Origin of the sequence: Chitinophaga sp. 22620 (assembly GCF_052044405.1) — a bacterium.
Taxonomy (GTDB): domain Bacteria; phylum Bacteroidota; class Bacteroidia; order Chitinophagales; family Chitinophagaceae; genus Chitinophaga.
The window spans coordinates 1,035,493-1,056,121 of record NZ_JBQEMV010000002.1; the positions used below are offsets into that span (position 1 = coordinate 1,035,493).

22 protein-coding genes are annotated in these 20,629 nt (G+C 50.7%); 15 read left to right on the forward strand and 7 right to left on the reverse strand.

The genetic code is table 11. The features are described 5' to 3' along the window. The first annotated feature begins 61 nt into the window (after positions 1–61). Positions 62–817: a hypothetical protein gene (locus ACTJIK_RS13885; protein ID WP_440647027.1), complete on the forward strand. Its 756-nt coding sequence runs from the start codon at positions 62–64 to the stop codon at positions 815–817. A 14-nt stretch (positions 818–831) separates the two neighbouring features. On the opposite strand, the gene ACTJIK_RS13890 is transcribed toward ACTJIK_RS13885, so the two are convergent. Further along, positions 832–2,166 (reverse strand): MATE family efflux transporter, encoded by a 1,335-nt coding sequence (locus tag ACTJIK_RS13890; protein ID WP_440647029.1) that lies wholly within the window; start codon positions 2,164–2,166, stop codon positions 832–834. 552 nt (positions 2,167–2,718) lie between these two features. On the opposite strand from ACTJIK_RS13890, the gene ACTJIK_RS13895 reads away from it, so the two are divergent. From ACTJIK_RS13895 to ACTJIK_RS13910, 4 genes are read left to right on the forward strand one after another with little or no spacing between them, the layout of a single operon-like run. Then, positions 2,719–3,594: a DUF3822 family protein gene (locus ACTJIK_RS13895; protein WP_440647031.1), complete on the forward strand. Its 876-nt coding sequence runs from the start codon at positions 2,719–2,721 to the stop codon at positions 3,592–3,594. A gap of 44 nt (positions 3,595–3,638) precedes the next feature. After that, positions 3,639–4,154, forward strand: a complete 516-nt coding sequence (locus ACTJIK_RS13900; protein ID WP_440647033.1) for an RsmD family RNA methyltransferase — start codon at positions 3,639–3,641, stop codon at positions 4,152–4,154. 9 nt (positions 4,155–4,163) lie between these two features. Beyond that, the gene (gene coaD, locus ACTJIK_RS13905; RefSeq protein WP_440647035.1) at positions 4,164–4,646 is read left to right on the forward strand and encodes a pantetheine-phosphate adenylyltransferase; all 483 of its coding nucleotides are present in this window, start codon (positions 4,164–4,166) and stop codon (positions 4,644–4,646) included. Positions 4,647–4,659: 13 nt separating this feature from the next. Beyond that, entirely contained in the window at positions 4,660–5,100 is a 441-nt protein-coding gene (locus ACTJIK_RS13910) for a hotdog fold thioesterase (RefSeq protein WP_440647037.1), read from the forward strand. Positions 5,101–5,107: 7 nt separating this feature from the next. Here the strand turns inward: ACTJIK_RS13910 and ACTJIK_RS13915 are convergent, their stop codons facing one another. Both ACTJIK_RS13915 and ACTJIK_RS13920 read right to left on the reverse strand, forming a co-directional pair. Then, positions 5,108–5,833, reverse strand: coding sequence for a class I SAM-dependent methyltransferase (locus tag ACTJIK_RS13915; protein WP_440647039.1), 726 nt, complete (start codon positions 5,831–5,833; stop codon positions 5,108–5,110). 3 nt (positions 5,834–5,836) lie between these two features. Further along, entirely contained in the window at positions 5,837–6,463 is a 627-nt protein-coding gene (locus ACTJIK_RS13920; RefSeq protein ID WP_440647041.1) for an NUDIX hydrolase, read from the reverse strand. Between the two features lie 48 nt (positions 6,464–6,511). On the opposite strand from ACTJIK_RS13920, the gene pyrE reads away from it, so the two are divergent. Together pyrE and ACTJIK_RS13930 are read left to right on the forward strand one after the other, a co-directional pair. Further along, positions 6,512–7,147, forward strand: coding sequence for an orotate phosphoribosyltransferase (gene pyrE / locus ACTJIK_RS13925; protein WP_440647043.1), 636 nt, complete (start codon positions 6,512–6,514; stop codon positions 7,145–7,147). A gap of 50 nt (positions 7,148–7,197) precedes the next feature. Then, on the forward strand, positions 7,198–7,569 hold the full coding sequence (locus ACTJIK_RS13930) for a heavy-metal-associated domain-containing protein (RefSeq protein ID WP_440647045.1): 372 nt from the start codon (positions 7,198–7,200) through the stop codon (positions 7,567–7,569). Between the two features lie 69 nt (positions 7,570–7,638). Here the strand turns inward: ACTJIK_RS13930 and ACTJIK_RS13935 are convergent, their stop codons facing one another. Both ACTJIK_RS13935 and ACTJIK_RS13940 read right to left on the reverse strand, forming a co-directional pair. Beyond that, positions 7,639–8,415: a DUF4262 domain-containing protein gene (locus ACTJIK_RS13935; RefSeq protein ID WP_440647047.1), complete on the reverse strand. Its 777-nt coding sequence runs from the start codon at positions 8,413–8,415 to the stop codon at positions 7,639–7,641. Positions 8,416–8,494: 79 nt separating this feature from the next. Then, entirely contained in the window at positions 8,495–8,950 is a 456-nt protein-coding gene (locus ACTJIK_RS13940) for an LEA type 2 family protein (protein WP_440647049.1), read from the reverse strand. Positions 8,951–9,290: 340 nt separating this feature from the next. Here ACTJIK_RS13940 and ACTJIK_RS13945 point away from each other — a divergent pair, with 340 nt between their 5' ends. From ACTJIK_RS13945 to ACTJIK_RS13955, 3 genes are all read left to right on the forward strand, one after another. After that, complete coding sequence (locus ACTJIK_RS13945) at positions 9,291–9,920, forward strand: WbqC family protein (protein ID WP_440647051.1); 630 nt, start codon at positions 9,291–9,293, stop codon at positions 9,918–9,920. 307 nt (positions 9,921–10,227) lie between these two features. After that, entirely contained in the window at positions 10,228–11,625 is a 1,398-nt protein-coding gene (locus tag ACTJIK_RS13950; protein WP_440647053.1) for an arginine decarboxylase, read from the forward strand. Positions 11,626–12,130: 505 nt separating this feature from the next. Further along, a complete protein-coding gene (locus ACTJIK_RS13955) occupies positions 12,131–12,598 on the forward strand; it encodes a nuclear transport factor 2 family protein (protein WP_440647055.1) in 468 nt (155 codons plus the stop codon). Between the two features lies 1 nt (position 12,599). On the opposite strand, the gene ACTJIK_RS13960 is transcribed toward ACTJIK_RS13955, so the two are convergent. Together ACTJIK_RS13960 and ACTJIK_RS13965 are read right to left on the reverse strand one after the other, a co-directional pair. Next, the gene (locus tag ACTJIK_RS13960; protein ID WP_440647057.1) at positions 12,600–13,433 is read right to left on the reverse strand and encodes a hypothetical protein; all 834 of its coding nucleotides are present in this window, start codon (positions 13,431–13,433) and stop codon (positions 12,600–12,602) included. A gap of 165 nt (positions 13,434–13,598) precedes the next feature. After that, complete coding sequence (locus ACTJIK_RS13965; RefSeq protein ID WP_440647059.1) at positions 13,599–14,039, reverse strand: Hsp20/alpha crystallin family protein; 441 nt, start codon at positions 14,037–14,039, stop codon at positions 13,599–13,601. Positions 14,040–14,256: 217 nt separating this feature from the next. Between ACTJIK_RS13965 and ACTJIK_RS13970 the strand changes: the two genes are divergently transcribed. The 5 genes from ACTJIK_RS13970 (at position 14,257) to ACTJIK_RS13990 (ending at position 20,465) form a co-directional block, all read left to right on the forward strand. Further along, a complete protein-coding gene (locus tag ACTJIK_RS13970) occupies positions 14,257–14,670 on the forward strand; it encodes a BrxA/BrxB family bacilliredoxin (protein WP_346318269.1) in 414 nt (137 codons plus the stop codon). A gap of 142 nt (positions 14,671–14,812) precedes the next feature. After that, the gene (locus ACTJIK_RS13975) at positions 14,813–16,102 is read left to right on the forward strand and encodes a prolipoprotein diacylglyceryl transferase (protein ID WP_440647061.1); all 1,290 of its coding nucleotides are present in this window, start codon (positions 14,813–14,815) and stop codon (positions 16,100–16,102) included. Beyond that, a complete protein-coding gene (locus ACTJIK_RS13980) occupies positions 16,103–16,528 on the forward strand; it encodes a hemerythrin domain-containing protein (RefSeq protein WP_440647063.1) in 426 nt (141 codons plus the stop codon). 29 nt (positions 16,529–16,557) lie between these two features. After that, positions 16,558–17,595: a DUF2167 domain-containing protein gene (locus tag ACTJIK_RS13985; RefSeq protein WP_440647065.1), complete on the forward strand. Its 1,038-nt coding sequence runs from the start codon at positions 16,558–16,560 to the stop codon at positions 17,593–17,595. A gap of 401 nt (positions 17,596–17,996) precedes the next feature. Next, positions 17,997–20,465 carry a TonB-dependent receptor domain-containing protein gene (locus ACTJIK_RS13990; RefSeq protein WP_440647067.1) on the forward strand — a complete coding sequence of 823 codons (2,469 nt, stop codon included), beginning with the start codon at positions 17,997–17,999 and terminating at the stop codon, positions 20,463–20,465. The last annotated feature ends 164 nt before the right edge of the window (positions 20,466–20,629 follow it).

Here is a 20,629-nt window from a genome sequence, read left to right on the forward strand (position 1 = left end):
TTCCCTGTTATTTACCCGGGAGAAAACTTATTTTTGGTGACCCTTAAATTCGAAAAGTCCTATGCTTAAGAAAACCATCTTCCTGCTGATGATCTGCGGTATCGCGATGGGCGTGAAGGCCCAAAGCGCTGAAGAATTGCTTAGCCAGGCACAGCAGCTCACCAAACAAATGAAGGAAACCGAGGCGCTCGCCAAATATAAGGAGCTGTTGCAGGTATCCCCCGGTCATGTTATCGCATTTACCCAGGCCAGCCTGATATGCAGCCGCGAAGGCGCCCGCCAGAAAGATAAAGCCGCCAAACAGGAATGGTTCGACCAGGCCAGGGTATACGCCTACGAAGCGCTGAAAGTGGAACCGGAAAATCCTGAAGCCAATTACGCCCAGGCCGTGTACTATGCCCGCCTGGCACAGATCTCCGGCGCAAAGGAAAAAGTGGCGGCAGCGAAAGAAGTGAAAAAGTATGCGGACCTTGCCCTCAAATTCAAACCGGATTACGGCGAAGTATATCACCTCATCGGCAAATGGAACTTCGACCTGCATAACCTCAGTTCCATCGAAAAAGCCGCAGCCAAAGTATTATTCGGCGGCGTTCCTCCCGGCACCATGGAAGACGCTATTGCCAGTTACGAGAAATGTATGCAGCTGAAACCTTCGTTCATCATCAATTACCTGGACCTCGCCATCGCTTTTAAACAGAACAACCAGGAAACGCAAAGCATGGAAGTGCTGAATAAAGCCATGAAGCTCCGCCCCATTTTCCAGGACGATGTGGCGTATAAAGCGGAATGCAAAAAAATGCTGGAAGAGATGCAGTAACGCGCAAGCTGTGGCTAAGCCAGTTTTTTTCCTTTCCAGCGCCCGCTGCGCAGGTAAAGCCAGGCCAGCCCGCCCATAACGCTCCAGTATACGAACTCGGCGCCCCAGGCCCAGTGCAGCGCGCTCCGCCATTTTTCTATCACTACAATGCAATAAGTAAGGTATACCGCCACCGCCGCAAATTCGATCAGCAGGTTGATGCGTGTATTGCCCGTGCCGGTCACCCCGTTGAAAGTAATGGCCGTCATGGCGGAAAGCAGCATCACCAGCGTACATACCCTGATGGAAGGGATCGCGTCTGTGATGAGCGTAGCGTCGTTCGTATATATTCTTAATAACTGGTAGGGGAATAGGTTGATCAGCAGGCAGACGGACGTGGCGCAAAGAAATGCTATTCCTATGATCCTTTTCACCAGAGGCAACACATCCCCTTCGCGTCCCTGCCCGATTAGGTTGCTCACCATTGTATTGCAGGTGGAAGCCAGCGCCCAGGTGAATATCCCGAACAGCCCGAACACGCTCCGCATCATGTTAGACACTGCCAGCGGCCGTTGCCCCAGGTGCTCAATGAAAATAAAGAACACCAGCCAGCTGCCGATGCTGAACAGGAACTGCACGATCAGCGGGGCGGATATGGTGAGTATATTTTTTATCGCTGCCCATTCGGGTTTGAACCGGTCAAACAGCCTGAACCTGGCGTGAAAATTAAGCCCGAACAGCAGGCAGTACGCCGCCGTAAACCCTATCACCTCCGCGATCACAGATGCATAAGCCGCGCCGTTGAGTCCCAGCGCGGGCAGGCCGAGCTTGCCGAAGATAAATCCATAGTCCAGCGTAATGTTGGCGATCTCCTGGAAAATAGAAGTAATGGCCAGCAGCCGCGTGTTGCCGGTGCCGATATAGAATGCGTTGCAGAGGCTCATGAGCATGAGGAAGGGAAGTCCCCATATCCTGATGCGCACAAACCCCGTGGCTGCATCCCTGATGGCGGGGTCGTGAAGGGTGGCGGAGAAGAACGCGGGAGAAACGGTATAAGTGAACAGGATGGCAAAAAGGGAAAAGACGATGGCAAGGAACAAACCGTTGGAAAATATGGGCCCCATGCCGCCGTAATTCATCTCACCTGCCCTCCGCGCGAAAAGCACCTGCAAGCCGTTGTTCAGCCCGTAAGAGATCATGTGCATTACGAGATAATAAATACCGGCTATGCCGTTCACCGCAAAGGGGAATTCGCCCAAATGCCCGAGGAAGGCGGCATTGGTCATGTGATTGATCTGCGGAAGGATAAGCGCAAGGCAAATAGGCCCGGCGATGGTGATGATCTGTCTGTACGATAAATTAACTTGCATATGTCAGGTTCCCGCCAAAAATTAAGTCCGGCAATTTATTGAAAAACGCTCCAACGGGTATCGAATATTTTATAAAAAAGAACTGGGCATTAGTCTTTAGTAGCAACGGGCTCAGCTTTTTTATAAAATATCCGCTACCCGTCTCCGCTCCGGCTTATTAATGCCGGGTTGGGAGCGATGGTGTTTCAGGTAAGATCCGGGTGAACTGTGCCAGGAAGACAAGCATAAGTATTCCAGTGTGCAGCATGCTTCTCCATCGTCCGTTTTCAATCATTTGCCTGTCAAGCCCGGCATTTCCTGTGGGGCCGGAAACGGATACCTCAAATTTGATAAAAAAGCTGAGCCTGCCAACTTACCGTTTTCAACCATTTGCCTGTCAAGCCCGGCATTTCCTGTGGGGCCGGAAACGGATGCCTCAAATTTGATAAAAAAGCTGAGCCCTCCGCCCCGGAATCTCTCAGCCCAGTTCTTTTTTATCAAATTTGAGGTATCCGTTGGAGCTTTTTGTTTATTATTGTGCGGACTTTGTGTCCCGAAACATCAACATTTACAATGCCCGTGGCATATACCATACAACCCACATACGCGATAGACGACGCCTCCCTGCTGGAGACGGACCTCACCAATTGTACCCTGCTGGTGCTGATCGGCGCCGGTACGTTCAGTTATGCGGTACTGTTGCCGATGAGCAGGAAGTTCCTGGCGCTGAAGAGCTATAGCTACCAGCCGAAAACCGTTGCACTGGCGGACCTGGAGATGATCGAGCATATCTTTGACGCGGACAAGCTCTTGTTTACCGCATTCAAACAGGTGCTGCTGGCCTTCGATTCGCCGGATAACACGCTCGTACCTGAAGCGCATTACCAGGCGCAGCTCAAAAAGGATTACCTGCGCACCGTGCTGCCGGAAAAGCTGCACGAAGCCGTGCTCACCGATATGCTTCCGGACCTGGGAATGGTGAATGTTTTTGCGGTGGACAAGGATATGCTGGGGTTTTTAAGGAAAGAATTCTCTACGGACCAGGTCATCCACGCCCATTCCGCTTTACTGAAAGCGTACCAGGCAGACCGGGATATCCAGCACTCCGAAGGAGTGGCCTATATTGAAGTGGGGGCGCAGCAATTTACACTCACCATCTACGCCTCCGGCAAGCTGCAGATGCAGCAGCAATACACTTACCGGAGCGGGCTCGACATTGTATATTACATCGTCAATTCCCTGCGCCAGCTGGGTTTTGCGGAGCAGCAGGCCAGGATCAAGCTGGGCGGCGCCCTCATGCAGGATTCACAGGTATACCAGGAGCTGAACCGCTTCCTGCCGCGGCTGGAGTGGGTACACAGGCCGGATGGATACCTTTATATCCCGAAAATGAACGAGCTGCCGCCGCATCATTTCCACAATCTTTATGCACTGGCATTATGCGTATAATAGGAGGAACATTGGGTGGTCACAGGATCAATCCCCCTGCTAATATGCCGCATACACGGCCCACCACCGATATTGCCAAAGGCGGCCTTTTTAATATTATCGAGAATAACCTGGACATCTCCACGCTCAAAACGCTGGACATCTTTGGTGGCACGGGCGCCATCAGTTACGAACTGGCGTCGCGCGGGGCTGCGGACCAGACGATCGTGGAGAAAGACAATGCGATGGCGGACTTCATCGCCAAAACCGCTGCTACACTGGGGGTGAACCTCAAGCTGGTGCGGATGGACGTATTCAGGTTCCTGGAACAATGCAGCGAGCAGTTCGATTTTATATTCGCCGGGCCACCCTATGCGCTCGACACAATAGACGAGCTGCCGAAGATCATTTTCAGGAAGCAGCTGCTGAGACCCGAAGGCTGGTTTGTGCTGGAGCATACGCCACGGAACGATTACAAACAATTCAGCTACTACCGCACGCAGCGGAACTACGGAACCACGATTTTCTCTATATTCATCAACCGGGAGGAATTAAGGAAACCCGCTCCCGGAGAACAATAACAATACCGTATGCGAAGAATCTGCTTATTCCCCGGTACTTTCGATCCCGTAACGCTGGGCCATACCGACATTATAGACCGGGCGCTGCCGCTGGTGGACGAACTGGTGATCGGCATCGGGGTGAATTCAGGCAAAGAACCCATGTTCACCGTAGAACAGCGAGTGGAATGGATACAGGAAATATACCGCAACGAACCCCGCATCAGGGTAACTTCTTATGAAGGGCTGACCGTGAACTTCTGCAAACAGATAGGAGCGCAGTTCATCCTGAGAGGCATCCGTTACGTGAGTGATTTTGAATATGAAAAAGCGATCGCGGACATCAACCGGAAAATGGACCATGAAGTGGAAACCGTTTTCCTGACCTGTTCCCCCGAATATTCCACTATCGCCAGTACCCTGGTAAGAGACGTGATCCGCCATGGGGGCGATGCCGCGCAGTTCCTGCCGGAACCGGTGGCCAAAACGGTGGCTTCAAGAAAAAAATCGTAAAAAGCTATATAACATGAAACCAATCTGGTTTTCCCTGGATATTTCGCTGGATCAGCTGAATGAAAATGCGGCCAATACGATGGGGCCGTACCTGGGTATGGAGTTCACGGAAATAGGCCCCGACTACCTCAGGGCCATGATGCCGGTGGATCACCGCACCATTCAGCCCTACGGCCTGCTGCATGGCGGGGCTTCCGCGGCGCTGGCCGAAACCGTTGGCAGCGTGGCCTCCGCGCTGGTAATAGACCAGCAGAAGCTGATATGCGTGGGCCTGGAGATCAATGCCAACCACCTGCGCGGCGTAAGGGAAGGTTATGTGCATGCCATCGCCAAACCTTTGCACCTCGGCGGCACCACCCATGTGTGGGACATCCGTATTACGGACGATCAGCATAAACTGGTATGCGTAAGCCGCCTCACCGTGGCCATTCTGCCAAAACGGGAGCAGGCTTAGCGGCTCATTACTTATTCTTTTCCGCCACCAGGTAATGCATCCGGGCAATCACCTCGTGGTCTGTGACGGTGAAACCCGCGGCGGTAAGCATCATTTTTATCTGTTCAATTCCCAGCCGCAGCTTTTGATAGCTGCTTACTTTCTGTATCCACTGCCCGTTCACTTTCTCCATCAGCACATCAAACACCCTCACAAATCCCGGGAAGTACTCCAGGAAACAGGAATGGATCCGTTCGTCTTCCGCCCTTACGGGAATGAAACGCTCTTCCCCGTGCAGCTCCTGCGTGAGGTCGCGGAACGATAGTACCAGCCTGCCGCCGCCGGGCAGCATTTGCTGCCATTGCTCCAGCAGGGCGGTTACCTGCTGCACGCTTTCCAGGTGGGTGAGGGTGTCGCCCATGCAGGTGATCAGCTCCGCATCCATGGCGTATTGCGCACTGTTGGTGAGATTGGCGAGAATGGTGCGCACGGGCATGCCTTTGGCACGGGCGTTCAGTTCTGAAAGAAGGTGCTGGTTGAAGTCCACCGCAAAAACCGTAAAGCCCAGGTTTGCCAGCGAAATGGTTTGCAGGCCGTGGCCGGCGCCGAGGTCGATCGCCACGCGGTTGCCGGAAGGGGTAATGTGCTTACGGGAGAAATAGGCTTCCTGTTCCTGCTGCTTCGTCTCGAAATTCCCGGTCATCCAGGCATAGAAGGCGGCCAGGTGATTGTCGTAATGGTCTTTTGCATTCATAGGTTATAGTTTGTATCCGGCTTTCGCCACCACATCAACGATGTTCTGGTAAGAGTATTGCATGTACTTGGCGAGGTTATCGGGGCGTATCCACTGGATGTCCACAATGTCTTCTTCGATCTGGGGAACGGTGAGCTCGGTGCCCGTAAAGTACATCCGGTACCAGTAGCTGTGCTTCAGTATTCTCTTTTCTTTCAGGGAGTAATAGTGCCAGGTTTCCGTGATAAGGTGCCCCAGCCTGATGTTCTGAAGGCCGGTTTCTTCCTGTACCTCACGGAGGGCGCAGGCTTCGAGGCTTTCGCCTTCATCCTGTTTGCCCTTGGGCATGTCCCACTTGCCGCGGCGGAACATGAGCAGCACCTCGCCGGTTGCGTTGGTGATGAGCCCGCCGGCCGCCACGAATTCCGTAAAGTGGCTTTTCACCTGTTCCATCACCGTTTCCGGGTGCGGACTGCGGAGTACGGCCATGGGCAGTTCCCCTCTTTCCAGCAGGCGGATGGTTTGGGCCACTTCTTCGTCGGAGGGGGAAAAAAGGGTAGCGGCCGTGGTGAATGCGGGAGCGAGGTGTTGTTGTAAACCGGCTATTACCAGCGGTTTTTCATTTATATATATATTAACGGGTGTTTCCATGCTGCAAAAATAATCCTTTGCATTATTCATCGTACTTTTGCCCCCGTTATGAATAATGTCAGCGAAAAACAGGTGGCTGAAAAGCTGCTCCAGATCCAGGCCGTGAAATTAAGCCCGGCCCGGCCCTTCAACTGGGCTTCAGGTTGGAAATCCCCGATCTACTGCGATAACCGCAAGGTATTGTCTTTCCCGTACGTGCGCGATTACATCAAATCGGAGCTGTGCAACATGGTATTCGAATCTTTCCCGGACGCTGCCGTGATTGCGGGCGTGGCTACGGCGGGTATTCCCCATGGCGCCATGGTGGCTGACCAGCTGAAGCTGCCCTTTATTTATGTGCGCTCCAAGCCGAAAGAGCACGGCATGGGCAACCGGATAGAAGGCGTATTGCAGCCCGGCCAGCCGGTGGTGGTCATAGAAGACCTGATCTCCACAGGCAAAAGCAGCCTGGAAGCCGTTCAGGCTATCCGTGAGGCAGGCGGGGAAGTGATCGGCATGGTGTCTATCTTCAACTATGGTTTCGACGTGGCGGTAAAAGCGTTCGAAGCGGCAGGCGTACCCTTCAAATCCCTGAGCAATTACAGCGCCCTGATAGAGCTGGCGGTGGAAAAAGGCCAGGTATCCGCGGCAGAGCAGGATACCCTGAACGCCTGGCGTTCCGCCCCGGATGTATGGGGGAAATAAACGGGATATATTTACGTTTATTTGTATATTGTAGACATAAAAATCATGCTATGCGTATCATTCAATTAATGCTGGTGTTCATGTTGTGCGGAGCAGGCGCTGCCATGGCCCAGTCCAACAAACAGACGCTTGCCACGGCGAAGATCAAGGTGCCGACCGTGCAGTGCAATATGTGCAAAGACAGGATCCAGCGTTATTTCCTGAAGGAAGAAGGGGTAAAGAGTATGGTGGTGGACGTTAAAAAGAAAGAAGCTACCGTAAAATATTACACCGACCGTACGAATATCGAGAATATCAAGACCTCCATTGCCAATGCGGGTTACGATGCGGACGATGTGACGGCGAATGAGGATTCCTACAATGCCCTGCCCAAGTGCTGCAAGAAACCTGAAGACGGCGGAGGGCCGGTGAAGAAGAATTAAAGAATAAGATACATATTTGACCGCTCCGGGTTCCGGGGCGGTTTTTTTGTGCCCGGAAGGTTGGGCCGGTTATGTCTCTTCCTCCTCCTCCTCATCATCGTTTCCGTCTTCAATAAACTCCCAGTCGTCTCCCTTGGAAGCCCGCCAGGCCTGGGCGCCATATGGCAGGTTAAAAAGTTCATTCAAGGAGGGGTCCAGCCGGGTTATTTCTTCGAGGCCGACGATCTTTATGTCCTTTTCGGCGGGAGCGGGCGTGGTATGAAACTGCCAGGCGCCGTCCTCATCGTGGTAAACATACAGTACCGGATCGCCCTTCAGGGCCCGTTCGGTGGTGAAAACGGTGGTATTCCTTTCCTCAAAGAATTTGAAATCCATGTTCCTGTCCAGCAAAGGCTGCTTGAATTTCCAGTCCGGGTTGAATCCCGGTTCCCAGGGGAAATGCTGCTGCTTGTCGGGCCATATTAATTGCAGGAGGGGAAAATCGAAGGTCATATCATAGAACCAACCTGCATAACCCACATAGTCGGGATAATAAGCTTTATCCACTTCCAGGAATTGTATTTCAAAACCCTGCAAAAAACCGGTATACGGTCTGTTTATCGTGAGGTTTTCCCCTTTTTTTACGAGATCACAGGCGTGGTTGAGAATGGAGGCCATCACTGCCGGTTTTAAGCCAAAACAGATAATTTCCGGGTGGCCGAACTCCTTAAAAAGACCGATGGTGTAAACGAACCCGGGCAGATAACCGTCTGTTTCGATCTGCACCAGGTGGCATCCGAACTTTTCAATATTGGCGAGAATGGCTTGCCGGGCTTCCTGGCCCGATGGATCGTTATGGTCTGACATTTCAATGGAATTAGGTGAATAATGCCAATCTCCGCGTTATCGAAATCAGGGATGAGAGGAAAAAGAGATTATGCCCCGATCAGAAAAAATCCAGTTTCTGCTTCGTTTCGCAACGGATCGGGAAGGGAAGGAAGACGCCTTTTTTGCCCACTTTGCAGTTTCCGGCCGCTTTTATCGTCACTTCTTTATTGCCAAGGGCCCCGAGCACATTCTTGAAAACGTTGCCCATTTCCACCTCCAGTTTCACCGGGAAATAAAAAGTATCCCTGGCCGGGATGTCGATCAGGGTGTCTTGCAGGGAGTGGCCGACTTTGGTGTCGTCCAGGAAAACATCGAACTCCGCGTCTTTGAGCCGGAGGGAAAAATTGTTCGGGTTAAAATAAGCGAGCTCCATTTTAACGGTGCTTTTTGAAAAGCTCAGGTTCTCAAAATCGAAGCTGGCTATCCGGAGAAATTCCAGGTCCTTCATTTTATCGCAGGAGCTGAGCCCTCCCCAGATGACCAACACTATAAGGCACCATTGAAACCGTTTCATGAACTGCTGATTAAGAATTTCATCAAACCTACGAAACTCCCTCTAAACATTACGTTAAAGATTCTTTTCCGGAAGGCTGGGAGCGGACCTCCTACTTCAAATTTTACTTCAAATAAAAATCTGTCAAAATCAACTCTTTTTCGGACTAAGAACTTTAGTATTTTTGTTGACTTTTAAAATTCTGCTTCAAACAGCATTTTACTAAAGTAAATAGCATATTTAATATCATTCTATGGACTGCATTTCAATAAATTATGCAGTTACAACAGCAACTTAACATTAAAGTTTAAGCAACTGTTTTCCATCGATTTTGCAAATATAAAAGTTCAATTGTGACTATATGACAGAAGTACAACGATTCAAAACATTATTGATTGAAAGTCAATATTTTCCATCAATTTATTTTTATAAAACTTTAATTGAGGCTGAAATATTACAAATTGAGAGATATGAACACTACCAGAAGGTGAGTTTCAGGAACCGTTGTTACATCGCCGGACCGAACGGCGTGATACTTTTAAGCGTCCCCCTGTCGAAGGGAAAAAATCAGCGGACGGTGATGAAGGATGTTCGGATCAGCAATGAGGAAAACTGGCAGGCCCTCCATTGGAAGACCCTCACTTCCGCTTACCGCCGTTCCCCCTGGTTCGAATATTTTGAACCAGAGCTGGAGAATTTATATGAGCAGCGTTTTGAATTCCTGCTGGACTGGAACATGGCCTGCCTGGAGTGGGCCAACAATGCCCTGGGCGTCCATCCGGAGATCCGGCTCACGGATTCGTTCCGGAAAACCTACGATCCGGCCGAGGGCATCATCGATAAAAGGGATCACATGGTGCCTGGCGGGCTGCCGGACAGCGCGCCGGTTTATACCCAGGTATTTGGAGAAAGAACCGGCTTTTTCCCGAACCTTAGCATCCTCGATCTGTTATTCTGTGAAGGAAAAAGGGGACTGGAACTATTAAAATGATTCTGAAGCCATTGTAATATTCCCGTCACGCTGTTATATATGAGGGAGAAATGTACTCTGTGTTTGAAATTTTAATAGCAGGTGATAATCGTAATTTATTAATATTCAATTAAATGAATTGATTTTCCACCTTTCATAAAAAAGGGGGAAAATTTTTGGATTTCCATTGGAACAAAATAGTAGATTTGCATCCGATTTTGCTGGTCAAACGACTTACGTAGGTGTATAAACCAGAAGTTTCCAGCTCATTTATACTGTAGTTTATTTAAGTTTAATTACTAACTCAAAAATTCATTCACAGCGTTAAATGAACAACACCTACACGGACCTCGTTAACCAAACCTTCGAGTTCCCCCAGGAGGGGTTCGAAGTGAAGGAGAACAACCTTATATTTAACGGGTTGGATATCCGGGCCCTGATCGATAAATACGGGACGCCTTTTAAGCTGACCTACCTCCCCAAGATCGGGATGCAGGTGAACAGGGCTAAAAAGATGTTCCAGGATGCGATCAAAAAGAACCGGTACGATGGCAATTATTATTATTGTTATTGCACCAAAAGTTCGCACTTCTCCTTTATAATGGAGGAGACCCTGAAGCACGACGTGCATATCGAAACTTCTTTTGCCTACGATATTGACATCATCAATAAGCTGTACGAAAGGAAAAAGATCACGAAGGACAGGTTCATTATCTGCAACGGCTATAAGACCAAAACTTATACCCGGAGCATCGCCAAACTGGTGAACAGCGGTTTTACCAATGTGATACCGGTGCTGGACAATAAAGAGGAGCTGGACGACTATTCCAAGCTGGTGCGCACCAAGGAGCCCCTTAAGCTGGGTATCCGCATCGCGGCAGAAGAGGAACCGACGTTTGACTTTTATACCTCCCGTTTGGGCGTTGCCCCCCGCGACATCCTCGAGTTTTACGTGGACAAGCTGAAGGGTAACCCGAAGTTCGAGCTGAAAATGCTCCACTTCTTTATGAACAAGGGGATCAAGGACGATATATTTTACTGGAGCCAGTTCAATAAAGTGTTGAACCTCTACTGCCAGCTGAAGAAGATCGCTCCCGAACTGGAGAGCATCAACCTCGGCGGCGGCTTCCCGATCAAACACTCCCTCGGGTTCGACTACGATTACGCTTACATCGTGAACGAGATCGTGGCCAACATCAAGAGCGTTTGTAAAAAGAACAAAGTGCCCGTGCCGGACATTTATACGGAATTCGGGTCGTTTACAGTGGGAGAGAGCGGCGCAGTGATCTACAGCGTACTGGGTGAAAAACAGCAGAACGACCGTGAGGCCTGGTATATGATAGACAGTTCTTTCATTACCACGCTGCCAGACACCTGGGGCATCGGCGAAAAATTCCTGATGCTGCCCATCAACAAATGGGACCAGGAGTACCAGGAAGTGCACCTTGGTGGGCTTACCTGCGACGGGTATGATTTCTACACTTCGGAAGAGCACATCAACGCGGTGTTCCTCCCGAAGCTGACCAACGGGGAGCCCCTTTATATCGGGTTCTTCCACACGGGCGCCTACCAGGATCAACTGAGCGGGTACGGAGGCATCAAGCACTGCCTGATACCTTCCCCCAAGCACGTGATCGTGGGGTACGACAAGAACGGACAATTAAAAGACTGGTTATATGCCAAGGAGCAAACCTCCCAGAGCATGTTGAAAATTTTGGGTTATTAAAAAAATGGGTTAGTAATCCACTTAAAAACCCTCCGGTTCTCCGGAGGGTTTCCTGTTTTATGGCGGCTATAACCCGATGCAACCGTTCGTCCCAAAACGGCCGGTATTCCCGCGGCAGTTCCGTAATTTAAGTAAAGGATAACCCGATATGTTTCTCTTTCCGCCTTTCGTTTTACGGAATACCTGACTATCACATAATTGAATAGGCTCTCCAGGGGGAGAGCCTATAATTTCATAGGATAGATCGATCCAACATTCATAGCAAGGGAATAAACGGAAATTCCAGGTACAAGGAAAATCGAACAATTCATGGCATAAGGAAAAAGGAAAATCTCAAGGTATCGGGCAATAGGTTACGATTTATTGCTCAGTTCAAAATTAGTCCGAAGGAATCCGATTGCAAATACCTCTTAGTTGTATCTTTTAACAACTTTTTTACACAAAATGCGTTGCACACATTTTTATTCCATACCTGATAATATTAAATTAAGGCGATCAATCAATTATGAAATACTTTAAACTTATCCCGTTTATATTATTAGTTATATGTTCCCGCCCTGCGGCAGCGCAGCATTCAGAGGAAGAAGCCGTAAAAAGTGCCATTCGTCAACTATTTGAGGGGATGAAGCGCGGGGATAGCGCGATGGTAAAGGCTGTGTTCTCGGAAAACGTGGTCATGCAAACTGCTTTGACCACTAAAGACGGCACCCTTAAACTGGTGACCGCCTCCTTTGAAAAATTTCTAACAGCTGTAGGCTCGCCTCACACGGACGTGTGGGATGAGCGGATCTCGTTTAGCAAAGTTTTAGTGGATGGCCCCCTTGCCAGCGTCTGGACGCCCTACCAGTTCTATCTCAACGAAAAGTTCTCCCATTGCGGGGTCAATTCTTTCCAGTTATTCAAAAGCCCGGAAGGCGGGTGGAAGATCATCTACCTGGTGGATACAAGAAGAAAGGAAAAGTGCGTGGAGTAGGTTATTCAGGCCGCGCCCCGTCCAGGTACTGGATGGCGGTATCGCATTGTTTTTCGATCTCGGAGAAGCAGGCGTCCAGCATCTCGGTGTTGCCTTCCATGTTCTCCGTTTTGCCGGAGCGGGAGAGCCCCTTCACCAGCAGGAACTGTTTGGTCAGCTTTTGATTGATCATGGCGGTGAACTGCTGCTGCTGCTCCAGCCGGGTTTTCTGTTCCAAACGGGTGATATTCAGGTAATATACTCCCCAGACCCGCAGGCAAACGACCATGTACCCCGCCATCAGGAAAGGGGTGGCCACGTATTTGTCCATCGCTGAGTAGGTAGGAGGCAGCAATACCGGGATGTGATTGATCTTGATCAGCGCCACCAGCCCCAGGTACAGGAAGAGCATCGAGCTCAGCCCAAGGGCCGCCCGCAGGTTGATCACGAAGAAACCCAGCAGGCAGGCCATCATCCAGGGTATGGCATAAATGGGGGATACGTCCAGGTCGTTGGTGAAAGAACTGAGCATAGGTATCACCAGGGTGTTCAGCGCGGCTACGGTGCCGGCTATGGCAAGATTTACGCCGGAAGCCATCAGGGCCGCGCATAACACGAAGATGGATATGAAAGAAACGGTGACGAAGGCGTTGGGCCAGTCGTGCTGGTAAACGACCGCCCCCAGGATGGGCAGCAGCACCAGGCTGTAGAAGAACAGGTAATCGAACAGCATTTTGATACGGGCCTGCTCGTAAGGGCAGGACGTATTGCGTATAAGCCTGCCCGTTACCCATGTTTCAGCGATGCTGTAGAGGGTGTTCGAGAGGCGCCGTATGCTGCTGATCGTGGCCGACATATCCGGGGGGAGCTTTATATGGTTCGTTGAACAAGGTACTTCCATCCTGCATGCCGGCCATTCAACGTTAGTGGTAATTTAGGCGCATAAAAAAAGGAGCCGCTCTTGAAAGAGCAGCTCCGTAATGTTGAAATTCGAATGTCAAATCGCAACTATTCCTAACCCTTATGCAACTGTAATTTCTTTTACGGTTTCCTGTTTTGCCTCTTTTTTAGGCAGGGTCAGTTTCAGGACGCCGTTATCGTATTTCGCGTTGATCTTTTCAGCATCCACATTCTCGTCCAGGTTAAAGGAGCGGGAGAAGGAGCGGAAGCTGTATTCGCGGCGGATGTGTTTGTCGGTTTCTTCTTTCTGCTCAGCTTTCTTTTCTGCGCTGATGGTCAGCGTCTGCGCGTCCAGCTTGATCTTGAAGTCTTCCCTGGCCAGGCCGGGCGCTACCACGTCGAGCACGTAAGCATCTTTGGTTTCGGTGATGTTCACCGGGGTGTGGCTGCCGAAGAAGTCGGAGCTAACAAAATCGCGGTTAATGAATTTGCCGTTGAAAATATCGTCTACAAGGCTGCTAAAGGTCTTAACCGGCTGATGATTAAATTTTACGAGTGTCATAGTGTTTATTATTTTTTGAGTTAAACCATTTTTTTCGGTTACGCAGGGTATAGATCAAACGGGATACCAATGCCGGGAAACAGTAAAATCAGCAGAAACTGGGCATATTTTAATGACAAGTTGTCAAAATATTGTTTAATTTCAAGACAAATTGTCAAAATTCGATATCCATTGAAGTATGTCGATATATTATTAACTTTGCAAAAAACATATAGTTATGTACCCTGCGGAACTCGTGATGCCGATGAAGGCAGAATTAACAGATAATGGATTTGAAGAATTGCTGACGCCTGCAAAGGTGGATGACGTATTAAAGGAAAGCGGTACTACCCTGGTGGTGATCAACTCCGTATGCGGCTGCTCTGCCGGTACCGCGCGCCCCGGTGTGCTGATGGCGGTAGCTGCCAGTGAAAAGAAACCGGACAGGCTGACGACCAGCTTCGCCGGCTTCGATTCCGCTGCCGTGCAGCAGATCCGTACGCACCTGATGCCGTACCCGCCTTCTTCCCCGTCTATCGCACTCTTTAAGGATGGCCAGCTGGTTCACTTTATTGAGCGCCATATGATCGAAGGGCGTTCGGCCCAGATGATCGCAACCAACCTGCTGGCTGCTTTCGACGAATACTGTTAATAAATATGGATAACGGTTACGGATGGTGTTTTTAAATTCGTAATGGTTAATTCATATTTGAAATGTAACTTGGTGGTTTGATTTTCCGACTGACTCAATTCGGCTTTGTTCATAGGAAAACAGATCACCATTTTTTTTGCCTATGTATCCTAACTTGTATTACGCTTTTAAGGATTTGTTCGGGATCGAGATCCCATTTCTGAAAGTATTGCAGACGTTTGGTTTTTTTGTGGCGCTGGCCTTCCTGGCAGCGGCTTACGTGTTGACCTCAGAATTGCGCAGGCGCGAAAAGCTCGGGTTGCTTCACCCGGTGCCGGAAACAATTACAGTCGGTAAACCCGCTTCCATGGGGGATATCCTCATCAACGCGGTGATCGGTTTTATCCTTGGCTATAAGATACTCGGGCTTTTTTTCGGCAACGCCGGGGGAGAGCTGCGCGACTACCTGCTGTCTGCCCAGGGCAGCTTCATTGGCGGCCTGCTTGTGGCCGCGGCCATGGGGTATTATAAATATTATACAAAGAAAAAGAAAGCGCTGCCCAAACCCAGGGAGGAGAAAGTGATGGTGTACCCGCACCAGCGCGTGCCCGACTTTACCATTATGGCCGCAGTGGCTGGTTTGATAGGCGCCAAGATATTCCACAACCTGGAGAACTGGGGCGAATTCGTCAGCGATCCCTGGGGTTCCCTTTTTTCCGCCAGCGGCCTTACCTTTTACGGCGGCCTGATCCTGGCGGCGTATGTTATTATCCGTTACGCCCATAAAAAAGGCATCAACTGGAAGCACCTGATAGACAGCGCCGGCCCTGCATTGATGCTGGCTTACGCCATCGGCCGCATGGGCTGCCAGTTTTCCGGCGATGGCGACTGGGGCATCAATAACAGCGCCTATGCTACAGACGCGGCTACCGGCAAAGTGGTGAAAATAGCGCCGGCCCAGTACCAGGAGATCATTCAAAAGAACGCGGATTATTTTACCAGGCAGTTCGGCAGCCTGGAGAACGTGCCGCACCGCAGCTTCGAGAAGCCGGCCTCTCTCAGCTGGCTCCCCGATTATTTTATTGCATACAGCTACCCGCACAACGTGGTGAACGACGGCGTTCAGCTGCAGGGCTGCAGCGGAGAGTATTGCAGCGCTTTGCCCGTAGGCGTTTTTCCCACGCCTTTATATGAGATCGTCGTTTGCGGCCTGTTCTTCGTAGTGCTCATGGCCATCCGCAAAAAGGTGACCACGCCCGGGGTGATCTTCGGCATATATCTGATACTCAATGGGGTAGAGCGTTTCTTCGTGGAAAAGATACGGGTAAATACAAAATATGATATCTTGGGCTTCCATCCCACCCAGGCGGAGCTGATCGCCAGCCTGCTGGTGATAGGAGGGGCTGTGCTGATCTGGTACGCCCGCAAAACGAATACGCCTAAAACCGCATAGATGCAGCGTCATCAGAATTTGATTCCACTTTCGCACGAACATAAAAGCCTGCTTTTTGTGTGCAGGTACCTGAAAAAGGATGCGGCCCCGTACGAGGGCTACCCGCTGGAAACCAGCGCCAAGATGGATTACATGGTAAAGGTATTCCAGGAAGTAATGGTGCCGCATATCCAGAAAGAAGACCACCTGTTTGAGCAATGCCGCGGCTTCTCCCCCGAGATGGATGCCATGCTGGACGAACTGCTGGATGAACACCGCATTATTTCAGGCATGTACAGCGCGCTGGTGGACAGTAAAGACCTGGTAACGGACATGGATACACTGGCCTGCAACCTGGAAGCGCACATCCGTAAAGAAGAACGCATCGTGTTCGAAAAAATGCAGGAATTGTTGCTCGAAGTGCTGGATAAGCTGAAGTTCGACTAACAACCTCTCCATACAAACCTCCCTATATCATGAAAAAAACAATCCGACTAATTGTTTGCGCGCTGGCCTTATGCCTGTCCGCCCATGCCCAGAAGCTGGATTCCAGCGGCCCGCGGGTTGCCGAAGCGCCCGAAGAAGAACTCTCTGAAGAAGAGGCCGAAGCCCGTTTTAAAGTCTATGCAGATTCCGTGAATGCAACGTTTACTTACCAGACCGGCACTATCAGGCTGGGTAACGGCGCCGTGCTGACTGTTCCCAAAGGTTTCCGCTTCCTGGACGAAAAGCAGAGCCACCGCCTGCTGGAAGATATCTGGGGAAACCCTGAAATGCATACGCTTGGTTCACTGGTGCCCGATTCCCTCGGGCCTATGGACGAGGCCTGCTGGATCTTCAACGTCTGGTTCGATGCTATCGGTTACGTAAAAGATGAAGATGCGGACAAGATAGATTATGACGACCTGCTGAAGGAACAACAGAAAGATATCCGTGAAGCGAACCCCGAGCGGATCAAGAACGGGTACGAGCCGATCGAGTTCATCGGCTGGGCTGCGCCGCCATATTATGATAAAACAAAAAAGACCCTTCACTGGGCCAAGGAGTTGAAGTTCGGGGAAGCCGAAGACCATACCCTGAATTATAACGTAAGGATACTGGGCCGGAAAGGGGTGCTGATCATGAATGCCATCGGCACCATGAACGACCTGCCGGCTATCCGGCAGCATGTCCCGGCTATCATTGCCTCGGCCACCTTTGAGCAGGGCGATAGCTATGCGGATTTCGATCCGGATGTGGACGAAGTGGCCGCCTGGAGCATAGGCGGGCTGGTAGCTGGTAAGGTGCTGGCCAAAGCCGGCTTTTTCGCGGTGATTGTGAAATTCGGGAAATTCATCGTGCTGGGGCTCATTGCCGCCGGCGCGGCCGTCTGGCGCTGGATCACCGGGCGCAGGAGGAAGGACGAGCTGGAAGACGGCTGGATCATGCCTGCTCCCAAAGCTGAACCCGAAGGGCCGGAAACGGCTGCCACAGCGGAAGAGGAGCGGAAAGACGGCGGGCCGGCCGCATCCTGACCGGGCAAAAGGATTGCTTCGTCGCCCCACCCACCTGGCCCTGCTGCTTCTCGCAATGACGAGCTATATCGAAGGGAACCGCCCGGAAAGGGCAGTTCCCTTTTTCTTTTTCCGGTCCATCCCCGATAAGCTCCATTCATCAAATGCAGGCGAAACTTTGCAACATATCCCTGCCCCGGTCGTCTATTATCCTGAATGCGGTCCCTAACGAACGACTGGATTTAACCTAACCAAGTTTCCAAGATTCAAATTCAAGGTTTTTACCAATCGTCACCAGATTACGACCACTTGTGTATAATTATGTACTATGTTAAACATACTACCTACCTTTACACTGTAGTTGATAAAGAAAGGAACTATAGCAACATACAAATCAATCCAAATTCTACAATCCTCCTTATATGAAATCTAACTTTATGCTGCTGATCCTGAGCTTGTTACTGATAGGTAACAGTTTTAATGGACAGGCCCAGAACACCCCCGCACAGATAAATGAAAAAGGTAAAGTGACCGGCATCGTATTAAAAACAGATAACAAGCCTGTTGAATTTGCCACCGTAACGCTCCTGAAAGTGAAAGATTCCTCCCTCGTGAAAGGGGCCATTTCCGATATCGAAGGCAAATACGTTTTTGAAGGCATTGCCGAAGGCCAGTACCTGGTGGCTGCGGCGAACATGGGCATGAAAAAGAGTTTCAGCAAGCCCGTCAAAGTAAACGGTTCTCCTGTGAAAGTAAGCGCCATCGTGCTTTCCGAAGAAACCCGCAGCCTGAAAGAGGTAAACGTAACGGGTAAACGCCCTTTTATTGAGCAGAAAGCAGATAAAATGGTCGTGAACGTGGAGAACAGCATCGTGGCTGCGGGCGGCACGGCGCTGGAAGTGCTCCAGCAATCCCCCGGCATACAGGTAGATAAAGACGACAATATATCCATGCGTGGCAAGAACGGTGTGATCATTATGATCGACGGCAAACCCACGAACATGTCTCCCCAGGACGTTGCCCTGCTGCTGAAAAATATGCCCAGCTCCAACATCGACCAGATAGAGCTGATCGCCAATCCTTCCGCCAAATACGACGCAGCAGGCAACGCGGGGATCATTAACATCAAGCTGAAAAAGAATTCCAACTTCGGCACCAACGGCAGCGTGAACGCCACCTACGGCCAGGGATCCCTTCCCCGCGGCAATGGCGGCCTCAACCTGAACCACCGCAACGAAAAGATCAACGTTTACGGATCTTACAATTACAACTACAACCGCCAGTTCGAGAACCTGAACATAGACCGCGACAACATGGAGGCCAGCGGCCGCATCGTGTTCGACCAGAACTCTTACCTGGACAAGAAAAGTCAATACCATGGCGCTAAAGCCGGCATCGACTGGTTCCTCAACAAGAACCATACGGTAGGCGTAATGGTAAATGTAGCCGGCAACCGCTGGAACGGGAGCGGCAACAGTCAGACCTGGATCGGCAACGGCACAAGGGTGGATTCGAGCCTCCGCACCGTTACCGTCAACAGCCAGAATATGAACCGCCAGAGCTACAACCTGAACTACAAAGGCCGGCTGGACACGACCGGCAGGGAACTCAACATCGACCTGGACTATTCCCGCAACGCCGAGGACCAGTACAGCGACCTCTATTCCGGCTACATGGATGCGATAGGTAAGATCCACTTCCGCGGCGATACCACCCGCAGCCAGCAGCCTTCCGTTATCAATATCAAGACCGCGAAGATCGATTATACCCACCCGCTGAAGAACAACGCCAAGTTCGAGGCCGGTCTGAAAGTGAGCTTCGTGGACTCCGACAACAACTCCCGCTTCGATTCCCTGCGGCACGGCAACTGGGAGTATGACTACAACCGCTCCAACTACTTTATTTATAAAGAGAACGTGAACGCGGCGTACCTCAACTTCAGCAAGCAGTTCAAGAAATTCGGCGTACAGGCCGGCCTGCGCGCGGAGCAGACCAACGTTGAAGGAAATTCAGTGACGCTCAAGCAGGTGAACGACACCAGCTACCTGAACTTCTTCCCCAGCATCTTCCTGAGCTACGCCGCCGGGAAAGACCACCAGTGGGGACTTTCATTCAGCCGCAGGCTGCAGCGCCCGAGCTACGACGATCTGAATCCCTTCGAATTTTACCTGGACCGTTACACCAAAGCCGGCGGCAATCCCAATCTCCGCCCGCAGTACTCCAGCAACTTCGATCTTACGCATACCTTCAAATCGTTCCTGACCACCGCCATTGGCTACAGCCACACGAAAGACATGCTTTCGCGGATACTGGAAGCCGGTGTGGACCCGGAAACAGGGGATACCACCATCGTAGTGTACAAATACATGAACGTGGCCAAGAAAGACAACGTGAACCTGAACATCTCGGCCCCTGTTCCCATCACCAAATGGTGGAACACCTTCAGCACCTTCTCTGTTTTTTATAACGCCTTCGAAACAACCGTTAATAACGAGCTGATCAAACGCTCATCAGGCGGCTTCTTTGGCAACACCCAGCATACCTTCACCCTCGGCAAAGGTTACACCGCGGAAGCCTCTTTCTGGTACAATTCCCGCCAGATCTCCCAGGAAGGGCTTTTCAAAATGAACCCCATGTATGCCTTTAACCTCGGCTTCCAGAAAACCGTGCTGAAAAAGAAAGGCACCATACGCCTGAATGTGAACGACGTATTTAACACCCAGCGTTTCGGCGGCACTTACAGCGTGACCAACCGTTCCGTGAAACTCGCGAACAACTGGGACAGCCGCCAGGTAAGGGTATCTTTCTCCTACCGTTTCGGCAACTCCAACGTAAAAGAGGCCCGCAACCGTAAGACCGGGCTGGAAGACGAGCAGAACAGGGTGAAATAACACAAACACGGACCTAATCATGTTTTAGGTATATAAGGATGGAAGGAACGCGGCCTCTTGCAGGTCGCGTTCTGTTTTATATATCAATGATTTTCAGTATTTTGAAAATAGTTGTCTCCCAAATGCAACCATCATTCCAATCCCGCGTCTTTAATATGACTTTA